The 19924-nt window shown below is 72.2% G+C and carries 16 protein-coding genes; 12 read left to right on the top strand and 4 right to left on the bottom strand.

All coding sequences use genetic code 11. The features are described from left to right. Positions 1-411: 411 nt before the first annotated feature. Positions 412-1383: a pirin family protein gene (locus ACIBQ8_RS48915; RefSeq protein ID WP_397195625.1), complete on the bottom strand. Its 972-nt coding sequence runs from the start codon at positions 1381-1383 to the stop codon at positions 412-414. Positions 1384-1448: 65 nt separating this feature from the next. Beyond that, positions 1449-2087 carry a GntR family transcriptional regulator gene (locus ACIBQ8_RS48910; protein ID WP_352326109.1) on the bottom strand — a complete coding sequence of 213 codons (639 nt, stop codon included), beginning with the start codon at positions 2085-2087 and terminating at the stop codon, positions 1449-1451. 112 nt (positions 2088-2199) lie between these two features. Between ACIBQ8_RS48910 and ACIBQ8_RS48905 the strand changes: the two genes are divergently transcribed. From ACIBQ8_RS48905 to ACIBQ8_RS48865, 9 genes are read left to right on the top strand one after another with little or no spacing between them, the layout of a single operon-like run. Next, positions 2200-4146, top strand: a complete 1947-nt coding sequence (locus ACIBQ8_RS48905; RefSeq protein ID WP_397195624.1) for a beta-galactosidase — start codon at positions 2200-2202, stop codon at positions 4144-4146. Beyond that, on the top strand, positions 4143-5474 hold the full coding sequence (gene gcvPA, locus ACIBQ8_RS48900) for an aminomethyl-transferring glycine dehydrogenase subunit GcvPA (RefSeq protein WP_397195623.1): 1332 nt from the start codon (positions 4143-4145) through the stop codon (positions 5472-5474). Before ACIBQ8_RS48905 ends, gcvPA begins: the two co-directional genes overlap by 4 nt. After that, entirely contained in the window at positions 5471-7027 is a 1557-nt protein-coding gene (gene gcvPB, locus ACIBQ8_RS48895) for an aminomethyl-transferring glycine dehydrogenase subunit GcvPB (protein WP_397172186.1), read from the top strand. Before gcvPA ends, gcvPB begins: the two co-directional genes overlap by 4 nt. 3 nt (positions 7028-7030) lie before the next feature. Beyond that, on the top strand, positions 7031-8215 hold the full coding sequence (locus ACIBQ8_RS48890; RefSeq protein WP_397172184.1) for an ATP-NAD kinase family protein: 1185 nt from the start codon (positions 7031-7033) through the stop codon (positions 8213-8215). Continuing rightward, the gene (locus ACIBQ8_RS48885; RefSeq protein ID WP_352326115.1) at positions 8212-8967 is read left to right on the top strand and encodes an SDR family NAD(P)-dependent oxidoreductase; all 756 of its coding nucleotides are present in this window, start codon (positions 8212-8214) and stop codon (positions 8965-8967) included. The genes ACIBQ8_RS48890 and ACIBQ8_RS48885 overlap by 4 nt, the downstream gene beginning before the upstream one ends. Positions 8968-9001: 34 nt before the next feature. Continuing rightward, positions 9002-10291 carry an ABC transporter substrate-binding protein gene (locus ACIBQ8_RS48880; RefSeq protein WP_397172182.1) on the top strand — a complete coding sequence of 430 codons (1290 nt, stop codon included), beginning with the start codon at positions 9002-9004 and terminating at the stop codon, positions 10289-10291. A gap of 3 nt (positions 10292-10294) precedes the next feature. Further along, positions 10295-11224: a carbohydrate ABC transporter permease gene (locus ACIBQ8_RS48875; protein ID WP_397172180.1), complete on the top strand. Its 930-nt coding sequence runs from the start codon at positions 10295-10297 to the stop codon at positions 11222-11224. Positions 11225-11234: 10 nt separating this feature from the next. Next, positions 11235-12056, top strand: coding sequence for a carbohydrate ABC transporter permease (locus tag ACIBQ8_RS48870; RefSeq protein ID WP_397172178.1), 822 nt, complete (start codon positions 11235-11237; stop codon positions 12054-12056). Continuing rightward, positions 12057-13595, top strand: coding sequence for an amylo-alpha-1,6-glucosidase (locus ACIBQ8_RS48865; RefSeq protein WP_397172176.1), 1539 nt, complete (start codon positions 12057-12059; stop codon positions 13593-13595). Here ACIBQ8_RS48865 and ACIBQ8_RS48860 read toward each other — a convergent pair. Beyond that, a complete protein-coding gene (locus ACIBQ8_RS48860) occupies positions 13590-14951 on the bottom strand; it encodes a serine hydrolase (RefSeq protein WP_397195622.1) in 1362 nt (453 codons plus the stop codon). The two genes, ACIBQ8_RS48865 and ACIBQ8_RS48860, sit on opposite strands and share 6 nt — an antisense overlap. Before the next feature lie 133 nt (positions 14952-15084). Between ACIBQ8_RS48860 and ACIBQ8_RS48855 the strand changes: the two genes are divergently transcribed. Next, positions 15085-16827, top strand: a complete 1743-nt coding sequence (locus ACIBQ8_RS48855) for a histidine kinase (protein WP_397172173.1) — start codon at positions 15085-15087, stop codon at positions 16825-16827. After that, a complete protein-coding gene (locus tag ACIBQ8_RS48850) occupies positions 16820-17497 on the top strand; it encodes a response regulator (RefSeq protein WP_397172171.1) in 678 nt (225 codons plus the stop codon). Before ACIBQ8_RS48855 ends, ACIBQ8_RS48850 begins: the two co-directional genes overlap by 8 nt. Positions 17498-17513: 16 nt before the next feature. Here the strand turns inward: ACIBQ8_RS48850 and ACIBQ8_RS48845 are convergent, their stop codons facing one another. Next, positions 17514-18335, bottom strand: a complete 822-nt coding sequence (locus ACIBQ8_RS48845; RefSeq protein WP_397195621.1) for a spermidine synthase — start codon at positions 18333-18335, stop codon at positions 17514-17516. Between the two features lie 49 nt (positions 18336-18384). Between ACIBQ8_RS48845 and ACIBQ8_RS48840 the strand changes: the two genes are divergently transcribed. After that, a complete protein-coding gene (locus ACIBQ8_RS48840) occupies positions 18385-19917 on the top strand; it encodes a penicillin-binding transpeptidase domain-containing protein (RefSeq protein WP_397195620.1) in 1533 nt (510 codons plus the stop codon). The last annotated feature ends 7 nt before the right edge of the window (positions 19918-19924 follow it).

Raw genomic sequence — 19924 nt, 5'->3', positions numbered from 1 at the left:
TAGCTTCGCTTACGCGGCCGAGCAGGGAGCCTCGACGGAAACGGCCACCGCGCGATGCTCCGAGTACGACCAGTGCCAGGAGGTGTGCGGTGGCCCCCCGCAAGGTCGAGCGCGGCCGGCTCACCGGATGGATGCGGCTCACCATCCCCCTCGCCGAGGCCGTCGCCATCGCCGAACAGCCGTGCTCGATGCGCGTGTGGGAGCTGCTGCACGACGAGCTGGCCGTCGAACTCGGCGCCTATTCCCCCCCGGCCGGCCGGAGTACGGCGGAAACGGGCCGCGTGGTGGCGTCCGGCGGCTGGATGGTCGAGGACGAGGACGGGATGCCGTGGCTTCCCCGCCGGCGCGGCCGCCGTGCTCCCCGGCCTGCGAAGGCCCGCGCGGTGAGCGCGGGCCTTCATGGCAGGACGGTCAGGAGTGGGCGTGCTCGGCCGGGATCGTGCCGAGGCGGCCCGCCTGGAAGTCCTCGAACGCCTGGACCAGCTCGGCGCGGGTGTTCATGACGAACGGGCCGTGGTGGGCCACCGGCTCGCCGATCGGCTCGCCGCCCAGCACGATCACGTCGAGCGTGTCCTTGGCCTCGATCGTGACGGTCTCGCCCAGGGTGGTCAGGCCCGGCCGGTTGCCGAAGCCGTCGAAGACCGCGAGCTGGCCGCCGTGCAGCGGACGCCGCTCGGCGCCGACCGTGCCGCGGCCGGACAGGGCGTACACCAGGGCGTTGTAGTCCTTGCGCCAGGGCAGGGTCAGCCGCGCGCCCGGGGTGATGGTGGCGTGCAGCAGCGTGATCGGCGTCTGCGTGCTGCCCGGACCGGTGTTCCCGGCCAGCTCGCCGGCGATCAGCCGGACCAGCGCGCCGCCGTCGTGGCTGCTCAGCAGCGCGACGCTGGAGCGCCCGATGTCCTGGTACTTCGGCGCGATCATCTTCTTGGCGCCCGGCAGGTTGACCCAGAGCTGGATGCCGTGGAACAGCCCGCCCTTCTGCACGAGCCACTCCGGCGGCGCCTCCTTGTGCAGGATGCCGGAGGCGGCCGTCATCCATTGGGTGTCGCCGTTGCTGATCGTGCCGCCGCCGCCGTTGGAGTCGAGGTGCTCCATGACGCCGTCGATCATGTACGTGACGGTCTCGAAGCCGCGGTGCGGGTGCCAGGGCGTGCCCTTGGGCTCGCCGGCGGCGTAGTCGATCTCGCCCATCTGGTCCATCATCACGAACGGGTCGAGGTATTCGAGCTTGATCGCCGCCAGGGCGCGGCGCACGGGGAAGCCCTCGCCCTCGAACCCGCTGGGCGCGGTCTCGACGGCGAGCACCTTCCGCTCGGGGACGCCCGCCACGGGCGCGGGCACGCGGGGGAGGGTGAGCGGGTTCTCAACGGTGACGGCGGGCATGTCGCGCTCCTTCCAGCGGGATCTGCCCCATGCAACCAAGTTGAGATTTCAACTATTCCACCGCGTCACGGGATGCGGGACATCATCCGCTCCATGCCGTTGATCCAGTTGTCGCGCAGCGCCTGGACGGCCTTGGCCGGCTCGTCGGCCAGCAGGAACTCGGCGATGCGGCGGTGCTCGGCGGCCTCGCGCTCCAGGGGCGCGTCGTCGCCGGCGATCAGGTGCGCGTAGCGGCGCATGCCGGCCTTGACGCTGGTGATGAGGTCGAGCAGGCGCTCGTTGCGGCAGCCGCTCAGCAGCAGGTCGTGCCACTCGTCGTCGTGGCGCTCGATGACCTGCTGCTCGGCCACGTTGTCGGGGAAGTCCTGGGCCAGCTTGAGCAGGTCGGGGGCGATCGAGCGCAGGTGGGCCGGGTCGGAGCAGTCGAGGGCCAGCGACTCCAGGGCGGCCACGATCTCGCACAGCTCGCGGAACTCGCGCCGGCTCACCGGGGCGAACCGGAAGCCGCGCCCCTGGTTGCTCTCCAGGACGCCCTCGCCCGCCAGCGTGATCAGCGCCTCGCGCAGGGGAGTGCGGCTGACGCCCAGGTCGGCGGCGAGGGAGGCCTCGTTGATGTCGGTGCCGGCGGCGAAGTCGCCCCGGTCGAGCCGGCTCAGCAGCTCTTCCCTGATCTGCTCGCGCAACGGTCGCCGCTCGATCGGCATGGGGGACTCCCTCTCGTTCAGGACAACCGAATCTTAACCCTTGACGTGATGCAAAATACTGCACTATGAATTCGGCATACAAAATATTACATTGCATGATCGAGGAGTTCGAGTGGGGCTGACCCGGATACCGGGGCTGCTGTTCGGCGGGGACTACAACCCCGAGCAGTGGCCGGAGGAGGTGTGGGCCGAGGACGCGCGGCTCATGGCCGAGGCCGGGGTCAACATGGCGACCGTCGCGGTGTTCTCCTGGTCGCGCCTGGAGCCCGAGCGCGGGGTCTACGACTTCGGATGGCTCGACCGGGTCATCGACCTGCTGCACGAGCACGGCATCGCCGCCGACCTGGCCACCGCGACCGCGACGCCGCCGCCGTGGCTGGTGCGCGAGCACCCCGAGATGCTGCCGGTCAACGCCGACGGCGTGCGGCTGGAGTTCGGCTCCCGGCAGGGCTACTGCCCGAGCTCGCCGGTCTACCGCGAGCACGCCGTACGGATGGCCACCGCGATGGCCGAGCGCTACGGCGACCACCCGGCGCTGGCCATGTGGCACATCGGCAACGAGTACGCCGACCACACGCTGGAGTGCTTCTGCCCCGAGTCCGCCGCCCACTTCCGCCGCTGGCTGGAAGAGCGGTACGCGACCGTCGGCGGCCTCAACGCCGCCTGGGGCACCTCCTGCTGGGGCCAGCACTACACGTCCTTCGGCCAGGTCGAGCCGCCCAGGACGGCCCCGGGCCCGGTCAACCCCGCCCAGCTCCTCGACTGGCGGCGCTTCTGCAGCGACGCTCTCCTGGAGCTGTTCCTGGCCGAGAAGGCGGCGCTGCGCGCGATCACGCCGGACGTCCCGGTCACCACGAACTTCATGAGCATCCTGCACGGCCTCGACTACTGGAAGTGGGCCGCCGCCGAGGACCTGGTGAGCGACGACGCCTACCCCGACCCGGCCGACCCCACCTCGCACGTGCAGGTGGCGCTCAGCTACGACCTCATGCGCTCGCTGCGGCAGGGGCCCTGGCTGCTGCTGGAGTCCGCGCCGTCCGCGGTGTCCTGGCGCGAGGTGAACGTCCCCAAGCCGCCCGGCATGATGCGCCTGCACAGCCTCCAGGCGCTCGCCCACGGCTCCGACGGCGTGATGTTCTTCCAGTGGCGGCAGGCCAAGTACGGCCCCGAGAAGTTCCACTCGGCGATGCTGCCGCACGGCGGGACGCGTACCCGCGGCTGGCGGGACACCCTGGCGCTCGGCGCCGACCTGCGGCGGTTGTCGGAGGTCGCGGGCAGTGACACCCGCGCCCAGGTGGCGCTGGTGCTCGACTGGCCGAGCTGGTGGGCCCTGGAGGCGCCCGAGTCCATGCCGTCCAACCGGCTCAGGCTCAAGGAGCTGCTGCTCGCCTGGTACGCCCCGCTGCACGCCAGGGGCATCGCGGTCGACCTCGTGCCGCCCGGCCGGGACCTGTCGCCGTACGAGCTGGTCATCGCCCCGAACCTGTACATGTGCACCGCCGAGCAGGCCAAGGCGCTGGAGGCGTACGAGGGCAGGCTCGTCGTGGGCCCGTTCAGCGGCGTCGTGGACGACAGCGACCAGGTGCACGAGGGCGGCGCGCCCGGCCCGCTGGCCGGCCTGCTCGGCATCGCCGTGGAGGAGTTCTGGCCGCTCGCCGACGGGGACGTCCAGCGGACCGGCCTGGGCGAGGCCCGCACCTGGGCCGAGTGGATCAGGCTGGAGGGCGCCGAGCCCGTCGCGCTGTTCGAGGGCGGCGACCTGGACGGCCTGCCCGCCGTCACCCGCAAGGGCACGGTCACCTACGTCGGCTGCCTGCTCGACGACGTCACGCCGGTGCTGGAGCCGCTGCTGGACGGCATCGACCGCATCGACGTGCCGGAGGGCGTGGAGGCCGTCAGGAGGGGCGGCCACCTGTTCCTCCTCAACCACACCACCGCCCCGCAGCCGGTCACGCTCCCGCACCCGGGGACGGACCTGCTCACCGGGGCCGACCTGCGGGGCGGCATCGAGCTGGCCCCGCGCGACGCCGTCGTGCTCAGGATCGAAGGAGACAAGTGACGCACCCGTACATACCCAACGCCGAGCCGGGCGTACGAGCCGAGATGCTCGCGGCGGTCGGCGCGTCGAGCGTCGAGGAGTTCTACGCCGACATCCCCGCGGAGCTGCGGCTCGACCGGCCCCTCGACCTGCCGGCGCCCTTCACCGCCGAGCGCGACCTGGTGCGCCACATGAAGGGGCTGTTCGCCCGGAACACCGACACCGAGGAGGCGCTCAGCTTCCTCGGCCACGGCTGCTACCCGCACCACGTGCCCGCCGTCTGCGACGAGGTCAACTCCAGGAGCGAGTTCCTGACCGCGTACGCGGGCGAGCCGTACGAGGACCACGGCCGCTTCCAGGCCCTGTTCGAGTACGTCAGCATGATGGGCGAGCTGCTGGAGATGGACGTCGTCAACGTCCCCACCTACGACGGCTTCCAGGCCTCGGGCACCGCGCTGCGCATGGCCTGCCGCTACACCAAGCGGTCGAAGGTGCTGGTCACCGGGGCGATCGGCGCCGACAAGCTGAGCAAGCTGCGTGACTACCTGGCCCCCGACGTCACCATCGAGCTGGCCCCGGTGGCCGAGGACGGGCAGATCGGCGAGGTCGCGCTCGACGACACCTACGCCGCCCTGTACCTGGAGACGCCGAACGTCTACGGCGTCGTCGAGACCCGCGGCCGGGAGCTGGCCGACCTCGCGCACGCCGCCGGCGCGCTGCTGGTCGTCAGCGCCGACCCCATCTCCCTGGGCGTGCTGGCCCCGCCGGCCGCCTACGGCGCGGACATCGTCTGCGGCGACATCCAGTCGCTCGGCATCCACCAGAACTACGGCGGCGGCCACGCCGGCTACATCGCCACCCAGGACCACGAGCCGCTGGTCGCCGAGTTCCCCTCGCGCCTGTTCGGCATCGCGCCGACGAAGGTCCCCGGCGAGTACGGCTTCGGCGACGTCTTCTACGACCGCACCTCCTTCGCCCTGCGCGAAGAGGGCAAGGAATGGGTGGGCACGGCCGCCGCACTGTGGGGCATCACGGCCGGGGTCTACCTCGCGCTCATGGGCCCGCAGGGCATGAAGGAGCTCGGCGAGACCGTCCTGGCCCGCACCCGGTACGCGATGGACGCCCTGGGCCGGTCGGTGACCGTCCGGCACGCGGGCTCGGTGCACTTCCGCGAGTTCGCCATCGAGGTGGCCGACTCCGCGGCGCTGCTCGCCGCGCTGCGCGAGCGCGGCATCTACGGCGGCGTCCCGCTGGACGAGCGCACGGTGCTGGTCTGCGTGACCGAACGCCACACCATCGAGGACATCGACCGGCTCGCGGCAGCCGTACAGGAGGTTGTGCAGGCATGAGCGGGCATGGAGCCGAATCCTTCGCCGAGCTGCCGGTGGCGCCCAAGCCGCCGTTGCGCCGCTTCCACCAGGCGCGCTGGGACGAGCCGATCATCTTCGAGCTGTCGCGCCCCGGCCGCCGCGGCGTGGCCGTGCCCGAGCCGGGCGCGCCCAAGGTCGAGCTGCCCGAGGGCGTCGGACGGGCCACCCCGCCGAAGCTGCCCGAGATGTCGCAGCCGCACGTGGTGCGCCACTACCTGCGGCTGTCGCAGGAGAACCTGGGCGTCGACCTCAACATCGACGTCGGCCAGGGCACCTGCACGATGAAGTACAGCCCGAAGGTCAACGACCGGTTCGCCAACGCGATCGCCGAGCTGCACCCGCTCCAGCACGAGGACACCGTGCAGGGCGTGCTGGAGATCTACTGGCGGATGGAGCGCATGCTGGCCGAGATCTCCGGCATGTCGCGGGTGTCCCTCCAGCCCGGCTCGGGCTCGGCGGCCATCTACGCCAACATCGCCATGATCAGGGCCTACCACGCCGCCCGCGGCGAGAGCCACCGGGACCAGGTCATCACCACGATGTTCTCGCACCCCTCGAACGCGGCCTGCGCCAAGGTCGCCGGGTACGAGGTCATCACCCTCATGCCGGACGCCAACGGCCTGCCCGACATCGAGGCCCTGCGCGCCGCCGTCGGCCCGCGCACCGCCGCCCTGATGATCACCAACCCCGAGGACACCGGCATCTACAACTCCCGGATCAAGGAGTTCGTGGACCTGGTGCACGGCGTCGGCGGCCTGGCCTGCTACGACCAGGCCAACGCCAACGGCATCCTCGGCATCACCAGGGCCCGCGACGCCGGGTTCGACCTGTGCCACTTCAACCTGCACAAGACGTTCTCCACGCCGCACGCCTGCGGCGGCCCGGCGGCCGGCGCCTGCGGCGTCTCGCCGGAGCTGGAGCCGTTCCTGCCCGGCCCGGTGGTCTCCTTCGACGGCGACTCCTACGGGCTGGAGACGCCCGCGCAGAGCGTCGGCAAGATCCGGCCGTTCCTCGGCGTCACCCCGAACATCGTGCGCGCCTACGCCTGGATCATGGCCCTGGGCGCGGAGGGGCTGCGCGAGGTGGCCGAGACCGCGGCGCTGAACAACAACTACCTGATGCACAAGGTGCTGCAGATCCCCGGGGCCTCGGCGCCGTGGAACCAGCGCCGGATCGAGCAGGTGCGCTACTCCTGGCAGGAGCTGTCGGAGGAGACGGGGGTGCACTCGGAGGAGATCGGGGTGCGCGCCGCCGACTTCGGCGTCCACTACTGGACCAGCCACCACCCGTACCTGGTGCCGGAGCCGTTCACGCTGGAGCCGACGGAGTCGTACTCGCGGGAGGACCTGGACGAGTACGCGGCCATCCTGGAGCACGTCGCCTCGGAGGCGCGGCGGGATCCGGAGTTCGTCAAGGGCGCGCCGTACAACCAGACGATCCACAAGATCGACCCGACGCCGCTCGACGACCCCAAGCAGTGGGCGCCGACCTGGCGGGCGTACGTGCGCAAGCACCTGGCCGCGGGCGGCTGAGCCATGACGTCCGGAGGGAACGGCGTGATCGGGCTGGTCGTCAACCCGGTCGCCGGGCTGGGCGGGTCCGTGGGGCTCAAGGGCAGCGACGGCGCCGACGTGCAGCGCGCGGCCCTGGCCAAGGGCGCCGAGCCCAAGGCCGGGCGGCGGGCCGCGCAGGCCGTCGCCACGCTGCTCGCCCGCCGTCCCGGGGCCCGGCTGGTGACCGTGGCGGGGGCGATGGGCGAGGACAGCGCCCGCGCCGCCGGGGTCCCGTACGAGCTGGCGCCCTCCGGCGTCGAGGACGACGTGAGCACCACCGCGGCCGACACCCGGGCGGCCGTCGCCGCGCTCGCCGGCGTGGACCTGCTGCTGTTCGCCGGCGGCGACGGCACGGCGCGCGACGTGCTCGACGCCGTGCGGGAGCTGGGCGGCCAGGCGCCGCCGGTGCTCGGGATCCCGGCCGGGGTCAAGGTGTACTCGGGGTGCTTCGCGCTCAGCCCGGCCACCGCCGGGTTCGTGGCCGCCGATTTCGTGGCCCGGCCGGAGAGCGTCGAGGCCGAGGTGGTGGACCTGGACGAGGAGCGCTACCGCCGCGGGCTCGTCAGCCCCCGGCTTTACGGTAGCCTGCGCGTCCCGGCAGGTCGCGCGGCCCTGTCGGGGCGCAAGGCGGGCTCCTCGGACGCGGCTCCGGCCACGGTCGAGGGCATCGCCCGGGAGGTCGCGGCCCGGCTGCGGCCGGGGGCGCGCTACGTGCTCGGTCCCGGCGCCACCACGGCGGCCGTGGGCAGGGAGCTCGGGCTCGCCACCACGCTGCTCGGCGTGGACGTGATCGAGGCCCGCGCGGGCGGTGGCGCCGACCTGGTGGCCGCCGACGTGACCGAGGGGGAGCTGTTCGAGCTGGTACGCGGCCGGGAGACGGTCATCGTGCTGTCGGTGATCGGCGGCCAGGGCTTCGTGCTCGGCCGCGGCAACCAGCAGGTCTCGCCCCGGGTGCTCGACGAGGTGCTCGGTGACGGGTCCGGCGACCGGCTGGTCGTGCTGGCCACCCAGCAGAAGCTGGCCGGGCTCGGGGGACGGCCGCTGCTGGCCGACAGCGGAGACCAGGAACTGGACCGGAAGCTGGCCGGGCACGTACGGGTGATCACCGGATACCGCGAAAGCACGATTTATCGCATTTGTGCGGCAAGTGAGGAGTTCTACGGATGAACAGGCTCGATGGCAAGGTCGCGATCGTCACCGGCGGTGCCTCCGGCATCGGCCGGGCGACGGCGCTGCTCTTCGCCGAGGCGGGCGCCCAGGTCGTCGTCGCCGACATCGACGGCGCCGGGGCCGAGGCGACGGCCAAGGAGATCACGCGGACGGGGGCGGCCGCGGTGGCCGTCCAGGGGGACGTGTCCGCGGAGGAGGACTGCCGGCGCATCACCCGCACGGCCGTGGACACCTACGGCGGCCTGCACGTCCTGTTCAACAACGCGGGCATCATCCGCCGCACCACCGCGCTCGACCTCGACGCCGACGAGTGGGACCGCGTGATGGCGGTCAACGTGCGCTCGGTGTTCCTGATGTGCAAGCACGCCATCCCGCTCATGACCGAGGGCGGCTCGATCGTCAACACGGGCTCCGGCTGGGGCCTCAAGGGCGGCGGGAACGCGATCTCCTACTGCGCCTCCAAGGCGGCCGTCGTCAACATGACCAGGGCGCTGGCGATCGACCACGCCAAGGCCGGGATCCGGGTGAACTCCGTCAACCCCGGCGACACGAACACCCCGATGCTGCGGGACGAGGCCCGTCAGCTCAACGAGGACTGGGCCGCCTTCGAGGCCGACGCCGCCGACCGGCCGATGGGCCGCTCGGGGAGCCCCGAGGAGATCGCCCAGGCCGTCCTCTTCCTGGCGAGCGACGCCGCCAGTTATGTCACCGGTTCCGCTCTCGTCGTCGACGGCGGCGGGCTCGCGTAGCCCCAACAGCACCACCCCCCCGAAGGAGCCCATCATGAAGCGTGCGCTGGCCGTACTGGGTCTGCTCGCCACCGCCGCCACCGCCTGCAGCGGCGGTGGAGGGAACGTTCCAGGCGTGAGCGGGAACGCCGCCGCAGGGCAGGTCACCGTCCGCTGGTCCACGTGGGGATCGGCGGAGGACGTCAAGCTCTACGAGTCCTTCACCAAGGACTTCGAGCAGCGTCACCCCAACATCAAGCTCAAGCTGGAGTCCGTCGCCAAGTACGAGGACTACCACCCCAAACTGCTCGCCCAGCTCACCAGCGGCACCGCCCCCGACGTGTTCTTCGTGGGCGACGACAACATCGGGAAGTTCGTCTCCGCCGGGGTCGTCTCGCCGCTCAACGACCAGCTCGCGGGCCCGGACTCCAAGAGCAAGCCCGAGGACTTCTTCGAGGGCGTCTACGGCGGCGCCAAGAAGGACGGCCAGATCTACGGCGTCCCGAACGACACCAACCCCGAGGTCCTCTGGTACGACAAGAAGGCGCTGAAGGCCGCCGGCATCACCGAGGACCCGGCCGCCCTCAACGAGGCCAAGCAGTGGACCATGGCCAAGTACCTGGACATGAACGCCAAGCTCAAGGCCGCGGGCCTGGGCGGGTCCATCTTCTGGAACTGGTACGGCTCGACGTACTCGGTGGTCAGCGGCTTCGGCGGCAAGGTGTGGGACGGCGGCAAGTTCGTCGCCACCACCGACCCCAAGGCCCGCAAGGCGCTGGAGACCCTGGCCAAGGGCTACCAGGACAAGACGTTCCTGAGCGCGGACGTGCTGCCGGCCAGCAACACCGCGGGCACCCAGTTCATGAAGCACAAGGTCGGCTTCTACGCCGGCGGCCGCTGGGTGATCGACACCATCAAGAAGGGCGGCGAGCTGGACAACTACGACATCGTCCCGTTCCCGTCCGAGACCGGCGAGCCGATGCCCGGCGCCGTGGCGGCCTCCTACCTGTCGCTCAACAAGGGCACCAAGCAGCCCAAGGAGGCCTTCACCTTCCTGACGGAGTTCGTCAGCAAGGAGGGCCAGCTCCTGCGCCTCAAGGACGGCGGCGCGGTGCCCTCGATCAAGGGCGCCGAGCAGGTCGTGCTGGCCGGCAACTACCCCGCGCACGCCCAGACCTTCCTCGACGTGCGGGACACCGGCTTCGCGAACTACCCCGAAGAGGTCTCGGTGCCCGGCCTGACCGCCTCGATCAACGAGCACCTGATGAAGGTCTGGCAGGGCAAGCTCGGCTTCGAGCAGGGCATGACCGAGCTGCAGACCCTCGTCGACGGCAAGCTGGGCTAGCGGATGGCCGTGCTCGCCGGGCCGCGCGGCAAGACCGCCGCGCGGCCCGCCAAGAAGCTGCGCGACCGCGACGGCTGGTGGGCCGCGATCTTCCTCGCGCCGCAGGTCGGCGCGCTGGTGGTGTTCCTGGTGATCCCGCTCGGGTTCGCCGTGGTGCTGGCCTTCATGAACTGGGACGGGCTCGGCGAGAAGTCGTGGGCCGGGCTGTCCAACTTCGCCGCCCAGCTCACCGACCCGCTGTTCGGCCGCGCGGTGTGGAACACGGTCAAGCTGGCGCTGCTGACCGTGCCGTTCGGGCTCGCCCTGGCGGTGCTGATCGCGGTGGCCCTGAACAGCATCAAGGGCAGCAACGTCTATCGGGTCGTGTACTTCATGCCGGTCGTCACCAGTTCGGTGGCCGTCGCCCTGATGTGGCAGGTCATCCTGGCCGGCGACGAGAACGGCGTGCTGAACACCTCGCTCCGGCGGTGGTTCGGCGTCAGCGGCCCCGACTGGCTGCTCGACCCCGGCTGGGTCATCGTGGCGATCGCCGTGGTGACGATCTGGTCCTCGCTCGGCCTCAACGTGGTGATCTTCATGGCCGGGCTGCAGACCATCCCGCCGCAGGTCGTCGAGGCCGCCCGGATCGACGGCGCGAGCCCCTGGCGGATCTTCCGGTCGGTCACGCTGCCGCTGCTGTCGCCCACGATCTTCTTCTCCACCGTGGTCGCGGTGATCAGCTCGTTCCAGGCGTTCGACCAGATCTACGTGCTGGTGGACCCGAAGGACAACGAGGGCGCGCGCACGATCGTGTACCACATCTTCGATCTCGGCTTCAAGAAGTTCGAGTTCGGCCCGAGCAGCGCGGCCGCCCTGATCCTGCTGGTGCTGACGTTGCTCGTGACGCTGGTCCAGTTCGCCGCGCAGAAGCGCTTCGTCCACTACGACTCGTGAGGCGGTACGCATGAGATCACGGCAGATCGGACTGCACGCCGCGCTCACGGTCGGCGGGCTGCTGATGCTGTTCCCGTTCGTGTGGATGTTGCTCACCTCCGCCAAGGGCGTGCGGCAGATGATCAACGATCCGACGGCCTGGCTGCCCGACCCCTGGACCTGGCAGAACTATCCGGACGCGCTCTCGACCATGCCGTTCGGGCTGGCGTACTGGAACAGCTTCTACATCGCCGCGCTCAACGTGGTGCTCACCCTGCTCACCTCGGCCATGGCCGCCTACGCCTTCGCCCGGATCAGGTTCAGGGGCTCGGGCGTGCTGTTCGTGCTGTTCCTGGCCACGCAGATGGTGCCGTCACAGGTGACGATCGTGCCGCTCTACCTGATGCTGGCCAAGTTCGGCTGGATCGACTCGCACCTGTCGCTGATCGTCCCGACGATCGCGAACCCGTTCGCGGTGTTCCTGCTGCGCCAGTTCATCAGGGCGGTGCCGATCGAGCTGGAGGAGGCGGCCAGGATCGACGGCGCGGGCCGGTGGCGGTGCTTCTGGAGCATCGTCCTGCCCAACATCCGGCCGGGGCTCGGCGCGCTCGGCATCATCGTGTTCCTGGCGTCCTGGAACTCGTTCCTGTTCCCGTTGATCTTCCTGAACACGCCGGAGCTGTTCACCGTCCCGCTGCTGCTCAGCCAGTTCGCCCAGCAGCACGGCGCGACCGACTACGGGCAGATCCTGGCGGCCTCGGCCATCGCCGTGGTGCCGACGCTGATCGCGTTCCTGATCGGCCAGCGGAAGATCATCAACTCGATGGCCGCCTCCGGCCTGGGAGGAAAGTAAGTGCTGGACCTGCGCGAACGTCCCTTCACCGAGCGAGGCTCGCGGTTGCTCGTCATGGCGGCCGACGACGGCTCGCTGCGCGTCGCCCAGGCGCTCTACGAGACCCGGCTGGACGAGACGACCGTCCGCGCCGGGCTGCGGTTCTACGCCGGTTCCCGGGAACTGCGCGTCCGCCGGGCCCTGCCCCACCGGGTGGAGTTCGACGGTGACGTGACCCTGGCCTTCGCCGACCCCGACACCCTCGTCGCGGTCGGCGAGGGCGCCAGGGCCGTCTGGGACGGCGGCGAGACCGCCGTGGACGGCTGCGTCACCCTGGCCGGCGAGCGGACCGTCACCGACGGCGCGAAGGTGCTGGCCGAGGCCGCCGAACGCTGGGCGGCCTGGTTCGCCCGGATGCCCGCCGTCCCCGGCGAGCTGCGCGAACGCGCCGAGCAGGCCTGGTGGACGCTGGCCGTCAACCTGGTGCGCATCCAGGGCAGGGAATCGCTCATCCCCTCCAAGTACGGCTACGTCGGCCTGTGGAACTGGGACTCCTACTTCCACGCCATCGCCCTGCGGCACGCCGACCCGGCCCTGGCCAGGGAGCAGATCCGCATCCTGCTCGACAACCAGCGTCCCGACGGCCTGATCCCCGACGTGGTGCACGACCACGGCGTGCTCGCCGAGACCACCGACCTGCCCCGCTCCGACCTGGCCCGGCTCGCCCAGCACGTCGGCGGTGAGCCGATCCGGCACGTCGTGCCCGTCACCAAGCCGCCGCTGACCGCCTGGGCGGTGTGGAAGATCCACGAGGTGGACCCCGACCCGGGCTTCCTGGCCGAGGTCTACGAGCCGCTGGTCAGGTCGCAGCAGTGGTGGTTCGCCCACTCCGACCCGGACGGCGACGGCCTGGCCGAGTACCTGCACCCGTACTCGTCGGGCCTGGACGACAGCCCCATCTGGGACGGGGGCCCGCGCGCCGAGCCCCCGGACCTCAACTCCTACCTGGCCCTCCAGTACGACCGCCTGGGCGACATCGCCGCCGCGCTCGGCAAGGACGCCGGCGAGTGGCGGGCCAGGGCGCAGGCGCTCGTGGACCGCATGGTCGAACGCCGCTGGAACGGCCGCCGCTTCGTCACCAAGGTCGCCGGCGCGGCCGACGCCGACGTGCGGACGCCGCTCGACCTCATGCCGCTGCTCACCGGCCGCCTGCCGGACGAGATCGCCGACCGGCTGGTCCAGGACCTGACCTCGCCCGCCTTCTGGGGCGAGCGGCCGGTCCCCACGGTGGCCTTCGACGACCCGCGCTTCGACCCCGACGCCATGTGGCGCGGCCCGGTCTGGCTGAACGTCAACTACCTGCTGATCGACGGCCTGCGCCGCTCGGGCCACCCGGACGTCGCCGCCGAGCTCGCCGCCCGCACCCTGGCCATGGTGCGCGACGGCGGCGGCCTGTACGAGTACTGGAACCCCCTCACGGGACGGCGGGCGGGCCGCGCCACGACCGGTTTCGGCTGGTCGTCGGCCCTGTTCGTGGACCTCGCCCACGCCGCCCTATGAGGACGTGACGAGCCCGAACGCCCCCCGAGCCAGCACCAGCAGCTCCTGGCCCACCGGGCCCTGCTGGAGGGGGGCGTCCGGGTTCACGGCCGTCGTGGACACCACGTACGTCCGGCCGGCGGCCGTACGGGCGAGGAAGCTCATGGTCAGCAGGCCCGGCTCCGAGCCGCCCTTGTGCCACACGACGGGCCATTTCGCCTTGTCCAGCCGCAGCCCCGCGTCGGTGATCGACAACACCTCGCCGACGCGGGCGTCCTTCAGCCGGGCCAGCCCGGCGTAGGCGCGGCAGACCTGGGCGGGCGTGGCGAACCACTCCAGCCGGTCCAGGTCGCGCGGCTCGGCCCACGGCCGCACCTTCGACAGCGGCACCTTGTCCACGACCCCGGCCAGGTAGGCGCGGCGCGCGGGCGTGCCGAGCGACAGGTACCGCTCGGCGTGCCGGGGGTAGTCGGCGCCCTTGAGCACGAACAGCTCCCGGGTCGTCAGGAACGGCACGTTGCGCCGGTCGCCGCCCCACGAGCGCATGACCCGCTCGACCGCCTTGCGACCGGCCCGGTGGATCAGCAGGTCGGTGGCGGTGTTGTCGCTGATGGAGATCATCAGCCGGGCCGCCTCCAGCACCGTGACCTTGCTGTTGTCCGGGCGGTCCTGGAGCTCGCCGCTCGGCAGGCTCTTCAGCTCGGGGCTGATCGTCAGCTCGGTGTCCCAGCCGAACGCGCCGCTCCTGATGCGCTCGGCCACCGCGCCCAGCACGTACAGCTTGAACATCGAGCCGAGCGGGAAGCTCTTGTCGCCGGCCACCGCGTGGACCGGGCGGCAGCGGCCGTCGCCGGTCAGCTCGGCGGCCAGGAAGCCGGCCCGCGGCGCGGCCCGGCGCAGCCGCTGGTCCAGCTCCGACCAGCTCGCCGGCGCGACGCCGGTGAACTGGATGTAGTCCACCTTCCCGGTGCCGTCCACCCCGAGCGCGAGGGTGAACGCCGTGCCGGCCGCCGTGACGGTCGCCGACAACGTCCGCTCCTGGGCCTGGTCCAGCCGGTCCAGGCGCATGTCCTGGAACCCGGCCAGCGCCTGGTTGAGCTGCGCAGGGGGGATGTGTTCGAGGAAGGTCGGCGCGAAGTGCCCGGCCAGCTCGGCGTCGCCGACGGGCAGCCGGGTGACCGCCTCCATCAGCCAGCGCAGCTGCCGGCCGACGGGGGTGTCGGGGATCTCGACCACGGCGCTCGCCGTCGGCGCGGCGGTGGCGGACCCGGTGATGGTGGCCAGGGCGGGCACGGGCTGCGTCGCGCAGGCCGTGACCGCCGTGACCGCCGCGGCCACGACGGCGGTGGCCAGTACGGGGAACCTGTTGTGAGACATGTGCCCAGCCAACAGCCGCGGCCGGGCCCGCGCCCACCTGATGGGCCGCCGTCCTCGCAGGTGAGGCTGTCCGTACCGAATGTGCGGCTAACCTCATAGACGCCCATAAGGTTCCCCCTGACGATGGTGGTTCATGAGTTCCAGGCTGCTCGCAGGGTCGCTGGCGACCATCGGGGCCGGGGGCGCCCTGGCGGGTGCGCTGCTGGAGTCCGGGCTGTCCGCGCCGCCGCAGGAATGGGCCTTCGGCGTCCTCGGCCTGGTGCTGCCCGCGCTGGGCTGGCTGCTCACCGTCCGCCGTCCCGACCTGCGGTACGGCTGGCTGTTCCTGGCGGCGGGCGCCTGCCTCGGGCTCGGCGCGCTGGGCACGGGCGTGGCCCTAAGGTTCCACCACAGCGGGCCGGTCGTCGTCTGGCTGTCCGCGCTCTACGCCGTGTTCTACGGCCTGACCTGGATCTTCGTCCCGCTGCTCTTCCCCGACGGCCGCCTGCCGTCCCGGCGGTGGCGGGCCGTGGCCTGGGTCGGCGGCGTCGCGATCGTCATGCACACGGTGGGCCTCGGGCTGTTCGGCGCCGATCCGGCCCGGCCCGGCGAGCCGCGGGGCGGGCTGACGCCCGGAACGCTGTTGGCGGCCCTGGCCGGCGGTCTGGGCCAGGTGCTCGTCTTCCTGACGGCCGTCGTCGTCCTGGCCGGGCTCGTGCTGCGCTGGCGGCGCGCCGAGCCGCCCGAGCGCGGCCAGTACGCCTGGATGGTCGCCGGCACAAGCGTCCAGCTCTGCGCGGGCGTGCTGCTGCTGGTCCTGCTGGACGCGCGGTGGTGGGGCGCCGCGACCGTCGGCCTGCTCGCGGCCATGTCGGCGCTGCCGGCCGCCGTCCTGGTGGGGATCGTGCGGCACCGGCTGCTCGACATCCGGCTCGGCCTGCGCGGCTCCCGCCTGCACCTGATCTTCGACGTGCGGCCCACCGTGGACGAGGTGCTGTCCGGCCTCGGCACCGCCCTGGCGGCCACGCCCGAGCCGGTCGAGCAGCTCGGCAGGCTCGCCGCCGCCGTCCGCGACGGGCTGGAGGCCAGGTGGGCGGCCGTGACGCTGGCCGACGGCACCCGGGTGGCCGCGGGCGAGGAGGAGGGCGGGACGGCCCTGACCGTGCCGGTGCGCGGCGGCCTCGGCCGCATCGAGCTCGGCCCGCGCCGCGCCGGACGGTACGACCGGGAGGACCGGCGCTTCCTGGAGGCCCTGGCCGTGCCCGCCGGGCTGGCCGTCCAGAGCGCCGGGCTGGTCGCCCGCCTGGTCAACGCCCAGGAGGCCGAGCGGCGGCGGATCGAGCGCAACATCCACGACGGCGTGCAGCAGCAGCTCGTCGCCCTCATCGCCGGGCTGGAGCTGGCCCGCGTCACCGGCGCCGGCCCCGACGCGCTGGCCCGCCTGCGCGAGCAGGCCCGCCAGACGCTCACCGACCTGCGCGAGCTGGCCGCCGGCATCCACCCGTCGGCCCTCAGCCAGGGCGGCCTGGTGGAGGCCGTCGAGGAACGCTGCTCCGGGCTGCCGGTGCCCACGACCGTCATCGCCGACCCCGGGCTGCGGGCCCGCCGGTTCGCCGACGAGGTCGAGGGCGCGATGTACTTCACCGTCAGCGAGGCCGTCGCCAACGCGCTCAAGCACGCCGCCGCCGCCCGGATCGAGGTGCGCCTGACCCTGGCGCCGGGCCGCGTACGGGCCACCGTCGCCGACGACGGCAGGGGCTTCGACCCGGCCACCGCCGCCCGCCGCGGCCTGGCCACGCTCGCCGACCGCCTGGACGCGCTGGGCGGCGGCATGGAACTCGACAGCGCGCCCGGAGAGGGGACACGCATGCACGCCTGGGTGCCGGCCGATGCCTGAGCCCGTACGCACGGTCGTCGCCGACGACCACTACCTGGTGCGCGAGGGCACCCGGCAGCTCCTCGAACTGTCCGGGGAGGTGACCGTCGTCGGCGCGGTCGGCGACGCCGACGAACTGCTGGACGCCGTGCGCAGGCTGGAGCCGCAGGTCGTCGTCACCGACATCCGCATGCCCGGCGGCGAGTGGCGGCCGGGCTTCGAGGGCATCGACGCCGCCCACCGCATCAGGGCCGGCCACCCCGGCACCGGCGTGGTGGTGCTGTCGCAGTTCTCCGACGCCCTGTTCGCCTTCGAGCTGTTCAAGCACGGGACGGCCGGGTTCGCCTACCTGCTGAAGGACCGCGTGGGCGACCTGGACGAGCTGCTCGGCGCGATCCGGGCGGTCGCCGGGGGCGGCTCGGTCATCGACCCCAAGGTGGTCGAGGGCCTGCTGGCCAGGCGCGAGGTCCGCGGGCAGGGGGAGTCGCTGACCCCCAGGGAGCGGGACGTGCTGCGCGAGATGGCCCACGGCCGCTCCAACGCCGGCATCGCCCGCGCCCTGCACCTGTCGATCTCGTCGGTGGAGAAGAACGTGAACGCCATCTTCACCAAGCTGGGGCTGGAGAACAGCGGCGACGTGCACCGGAGGGTGGCCGCCGTCCTGGCCTACCTGGGCCCGTCCGGCGGCTGAGCGCGCTGCCCCGGGCTCAGCCGAAGACGGCCGGGGGCGGGACCGGGGCGAGCACGGCGTCGCCGTCCTTGATGGGGTGGGCGCCGCCGATGAAGTTCTTCAGCGTCTCCCCGTGCACGCAGCGCGCCTGGGTGAGGCCGCCGGCCGCGCGCCGGGACAGCAGGTCGAGCGGCAGCTCCGTGCGCGAGGCCGCGACGATCAGGTTGCCGAACCGGCGGCCCCGCATGATCCCCGGCTCGGCCAGCAGCGCCACGTGCCGGAACGCCTCGCACACCGTGGCCAGCAGCCGCTTGGCGAACGCCAGGCCCTTGCCGTCGGCCATGTTGATCAGCAGCGTGCCGTCGGGGCGCAGCACGCGGGCCAGGTCGCCCATGTACTCCGCGGTGGCCAGCTCGACCGGCATCGTGGCGCCGGTGAACGCGTCGAGCACGACCAGGTCGGCCGAGTCGTCCCACACCTTGGCCGTGCCCTCGCGGCCGCCGGCCACGATGACCTTCAGCCGGGGGACCGAGCGCAGGTCGAGCTGCTCGCGGACCAGGTTGACCAGCAGGCCGTCGGGCTCGATCACGATGTGCCGGGAGCCGGGGCGGGTGGCCGCGACGTACCGCGGGATCGTGCACGCGCCGCCCCCGACGTGGACGCAGCTCAGCGGCCCCTCCGGCAGGAGGTCGATGACGTCGGCCATGAGCCGGACGTACTCGAAATCCAGAAATGTCGGGTCTTGTAGATCAACGTACGACTGAGGTACGCCATCCTTGGACAGCACCCAGCCGTCCTGCCTGTCCAGGTCCCGGAGAAGCTCGACCTCGCCGAACGTCACCGGATAAAGGCCAGGCATCGGTTCCCGCTGTCCACGTGCCACGCTGATCCCTCCCTGGGAGAACCGTATGCGACGCAAGAGGCTGATTGTGCTCGTTATCGCGGTTGTCGCGATATTGGGGGCGGCCGCCTTCGCCGTTCTGGCCGCCGGGCACGTCAAGGGCAGCGCCGCCCGGACCGCCGCCGCGTACTTCGACGCCTGGCGGAAGGGGGACGTCGCGGGCATGGCCCTGCTGGTGGACCGGCCGCCGGCCGACTTCTTCGACCGGCACCGCGAGCTCTCGCAGAACCTGCACGTCGAGTCGATCCGGCTCACGCCGGGGCCGGTGCGCGGCACGGGGGAGGAGTCGGCCGAGGTCCGCTTCACGGGCGTGCGGGAGCTGACGGACCTCGGGCCGTGGCCGTTCGACAGCACGCTGCGGCTGGGCGTGCGCGACCGGGCCTGGCGGGTGCTGTGGACGCCCGAGACGCTGCACCCGCTGCTCAAGGACGGCGGCACGCTGGAGGTGGAGGAGGTCGAGGCGCCGGCGGCCGAGCTGGTGACCAGGGAGGGCGCCAAGATCCCCAACGACAGCTACGCCGACGCCTACCTCGACCCGCTCAAGCCCGAGTTCGCCAAGGCCAACCACGGGCTGGAGCTGGTGTCGCGGGCGCCGGGACGGCCCGACAAGGCGCTGCTGACCCGCCTGCCGAAGGCGAACGTCGAGCGCACCACCCTGTCGCAGCCGGTCCAGGCCGCCGCCGCGCGGGCCCTGGACGGCGTGGCGAACTCCTCGATCGTGGTGCTCAGGCCGAGCACGGGCGAGATCCTGGCCCTGGCCGACCGGCTGGAGGACAACTTCAGCGCGGTGCGCGACGCCTTCCCGCCGGGGTCCACGTTCAAGACGATCGTCGCCGCCGCGCTGCTGGAGAAGGGGGTCACCACCGGCGAGCAGATGGGCTGCCCGGCCTCGTACGCGCCGGACTTCTCGGCGGCGATCAGCAACGACGGCGACGTGGACCGGGGGACGGTGACCTTCGCCGACGCCTACGCCTACTCCTGCAACACCACGTTCGTCGAGCAGGCCACCAGCCGGCTGTCCATGGAGGACCTGCGCCGGACGGCCGCCCGCTGGGGGTTCGACCGGCCGATGGCGACCGGCGTGGGCGGCCGGTGCGGCACGATGCAGCAGACCGGCGGCACGGACATGTTCTCCCTGGACGTCATCGGCCAGGGCACGGTGGTCGCCACCCCGCTGTGCATGGCCGCCGTGGCCGCCGCCGTGCAGAACGGCACGTGGCGCTCGCCCCGCCTGCTGTCGGAGGACGACGTGCGCCGCGTGGACGGCGAGCCGTTCCCCGACGTCAAGCTGGACGAGGGGGTGGTCGGGGCGCTGCGGGAGATGATGGCCGCCGTCGTTGACCACGGGACGGCGAGCCAGGCCGGCCTGCCGGAGGGCGTGGCGGGCAAGACGGGCACCGCCGAGGTGCAGGACCAGACGTCGCACGGCTGGTTCATCGGCTACCGGGACGACCTGGCCTTCTGCGTGTTCGTCAGGAACGGCGGCTCGGGCCGCTCCGCGGCGGTGCCGATCGCCGTGCGCTTCCTGAACGGCCTGTGACCATCGG

The sequence above is a fragment of the Nonomuraea sp. NPDC049646 genome (assembly GCF_044465525.1).
In the GTDB taxonomy this organism is placed as follows: Bacteria; Actinomycetota; Actinomycetes; order Streptosporangiales; family Streptosporangiaceae; genus Nonomuraea.
Note: the sequence above shows the minus strand (reverse complement) of the source record. Positions and strands in the feature narration are given on the sequence as shown.

What these genes read in the sequence shown, in the direction of transcription:
- ACIBQ8_RS48915 (WP_397195625.1), bottom strand. Translation starts at nt 1,383, where the DNA reads ATGCCCGCCGTCACCGTTGAGAACCCGCTCACCCTCCCCCGCGTGCCC.
- ACIBQ8_RS48910 (WP_352326109.1), bottom strand. Translation starts at nt 2,087, where the DNA reads ATGCCGATCGAGCGGCGACCGTTGCGCGAGCAGATCAGGGAAGAGCTG.
- gcvPB (WP_397172186.1), top strand. Translation starts at nt 5,471, where the DNA reads ATGAGCGGGCATGGAGCCGAATCCTTCGCCGAGCTGCCGGTGGCGCCC.
- ACIBQ8_RS48890 (WP_397172184.1), top strand. Translation starts at nt 7,031, where the DNA reads ATGACGTCCGGAGGGAACGGCGTGATCGGGCTGGTCGTCAACCCGGTC.
- ACIBQ8_RS48885 (WP_352326115.1), top strand. Translation starts at nt 8,212, where the DNA reads ATGAACAGGCTCGATGGCAAGGTCGCGATCGTCACCGGCGGTGCCTCC.
- ACIBQ8_RS48880 (WP_397172182.1), top strand. Translation starts at nt 9,002, where the DNA reads ATGAAGCGTGCGCTGGCCGTACTGGGTCTGCTCGCCACCGCCGCCACC.
- ACIBQ8_RS48875 (WP_397172180.1), top strand. Translation starts at nt 10,295, where the DNA reads ATGGCCGTGCTCGCCGGGCCGCGCGGCAAGACCGCCGCGCGGCCCGCC.
- ACIBQ8_RS48870 (WP_397172178.1), top strand. Translation starts at nt 11,235, where the DNA reads ATGAGATCACGGCAGATCGGACTGCACGCCGCGCTCACGGTCGGCGGG.
- ACIBQ8_RS48860 (WP_397195622.1), bottom strand. Translation starts at nt 14,951, where the DNA reads ATGTCTCACAACAGGTTCCCCGTACTGGCCACCGCCGTCGTGGCCGCG.
- ACIBQ8_RS48855 (WP_397172173.1), top strand. Translation starts at nt 15,085, where the DNA reads ATGAGTTCCAGGCTGCTCGCAGGGTCGCTGGCGACCATCGGGGCCGGG.
- ACIBQ8_RS48850 (WP_397172171.1), top strand. Translation starts at nt 16,820, where the DNA reads ATGCCTGAGCCCGTACGCACGGTCGTCGCCGACGACCACTACCTGGTG.
- ACIBQ8_RS48845 (WP_397195621.1), bottom strand. Translation starts at nt 18,335, where the DNA reads ATGCCTGGCCTTTATCCGGTGACGTTCGGCGAGGTCGAGCTTCTCCGG.
- ACIBQ8_RS48840 (WP_397195620.1), top strand. Translation starts at nt 18,385, where the DNA reads ATGCGACGCAAGAGGCTGATTGTGCTCGTTATCGCGGTTGTCGCGATA.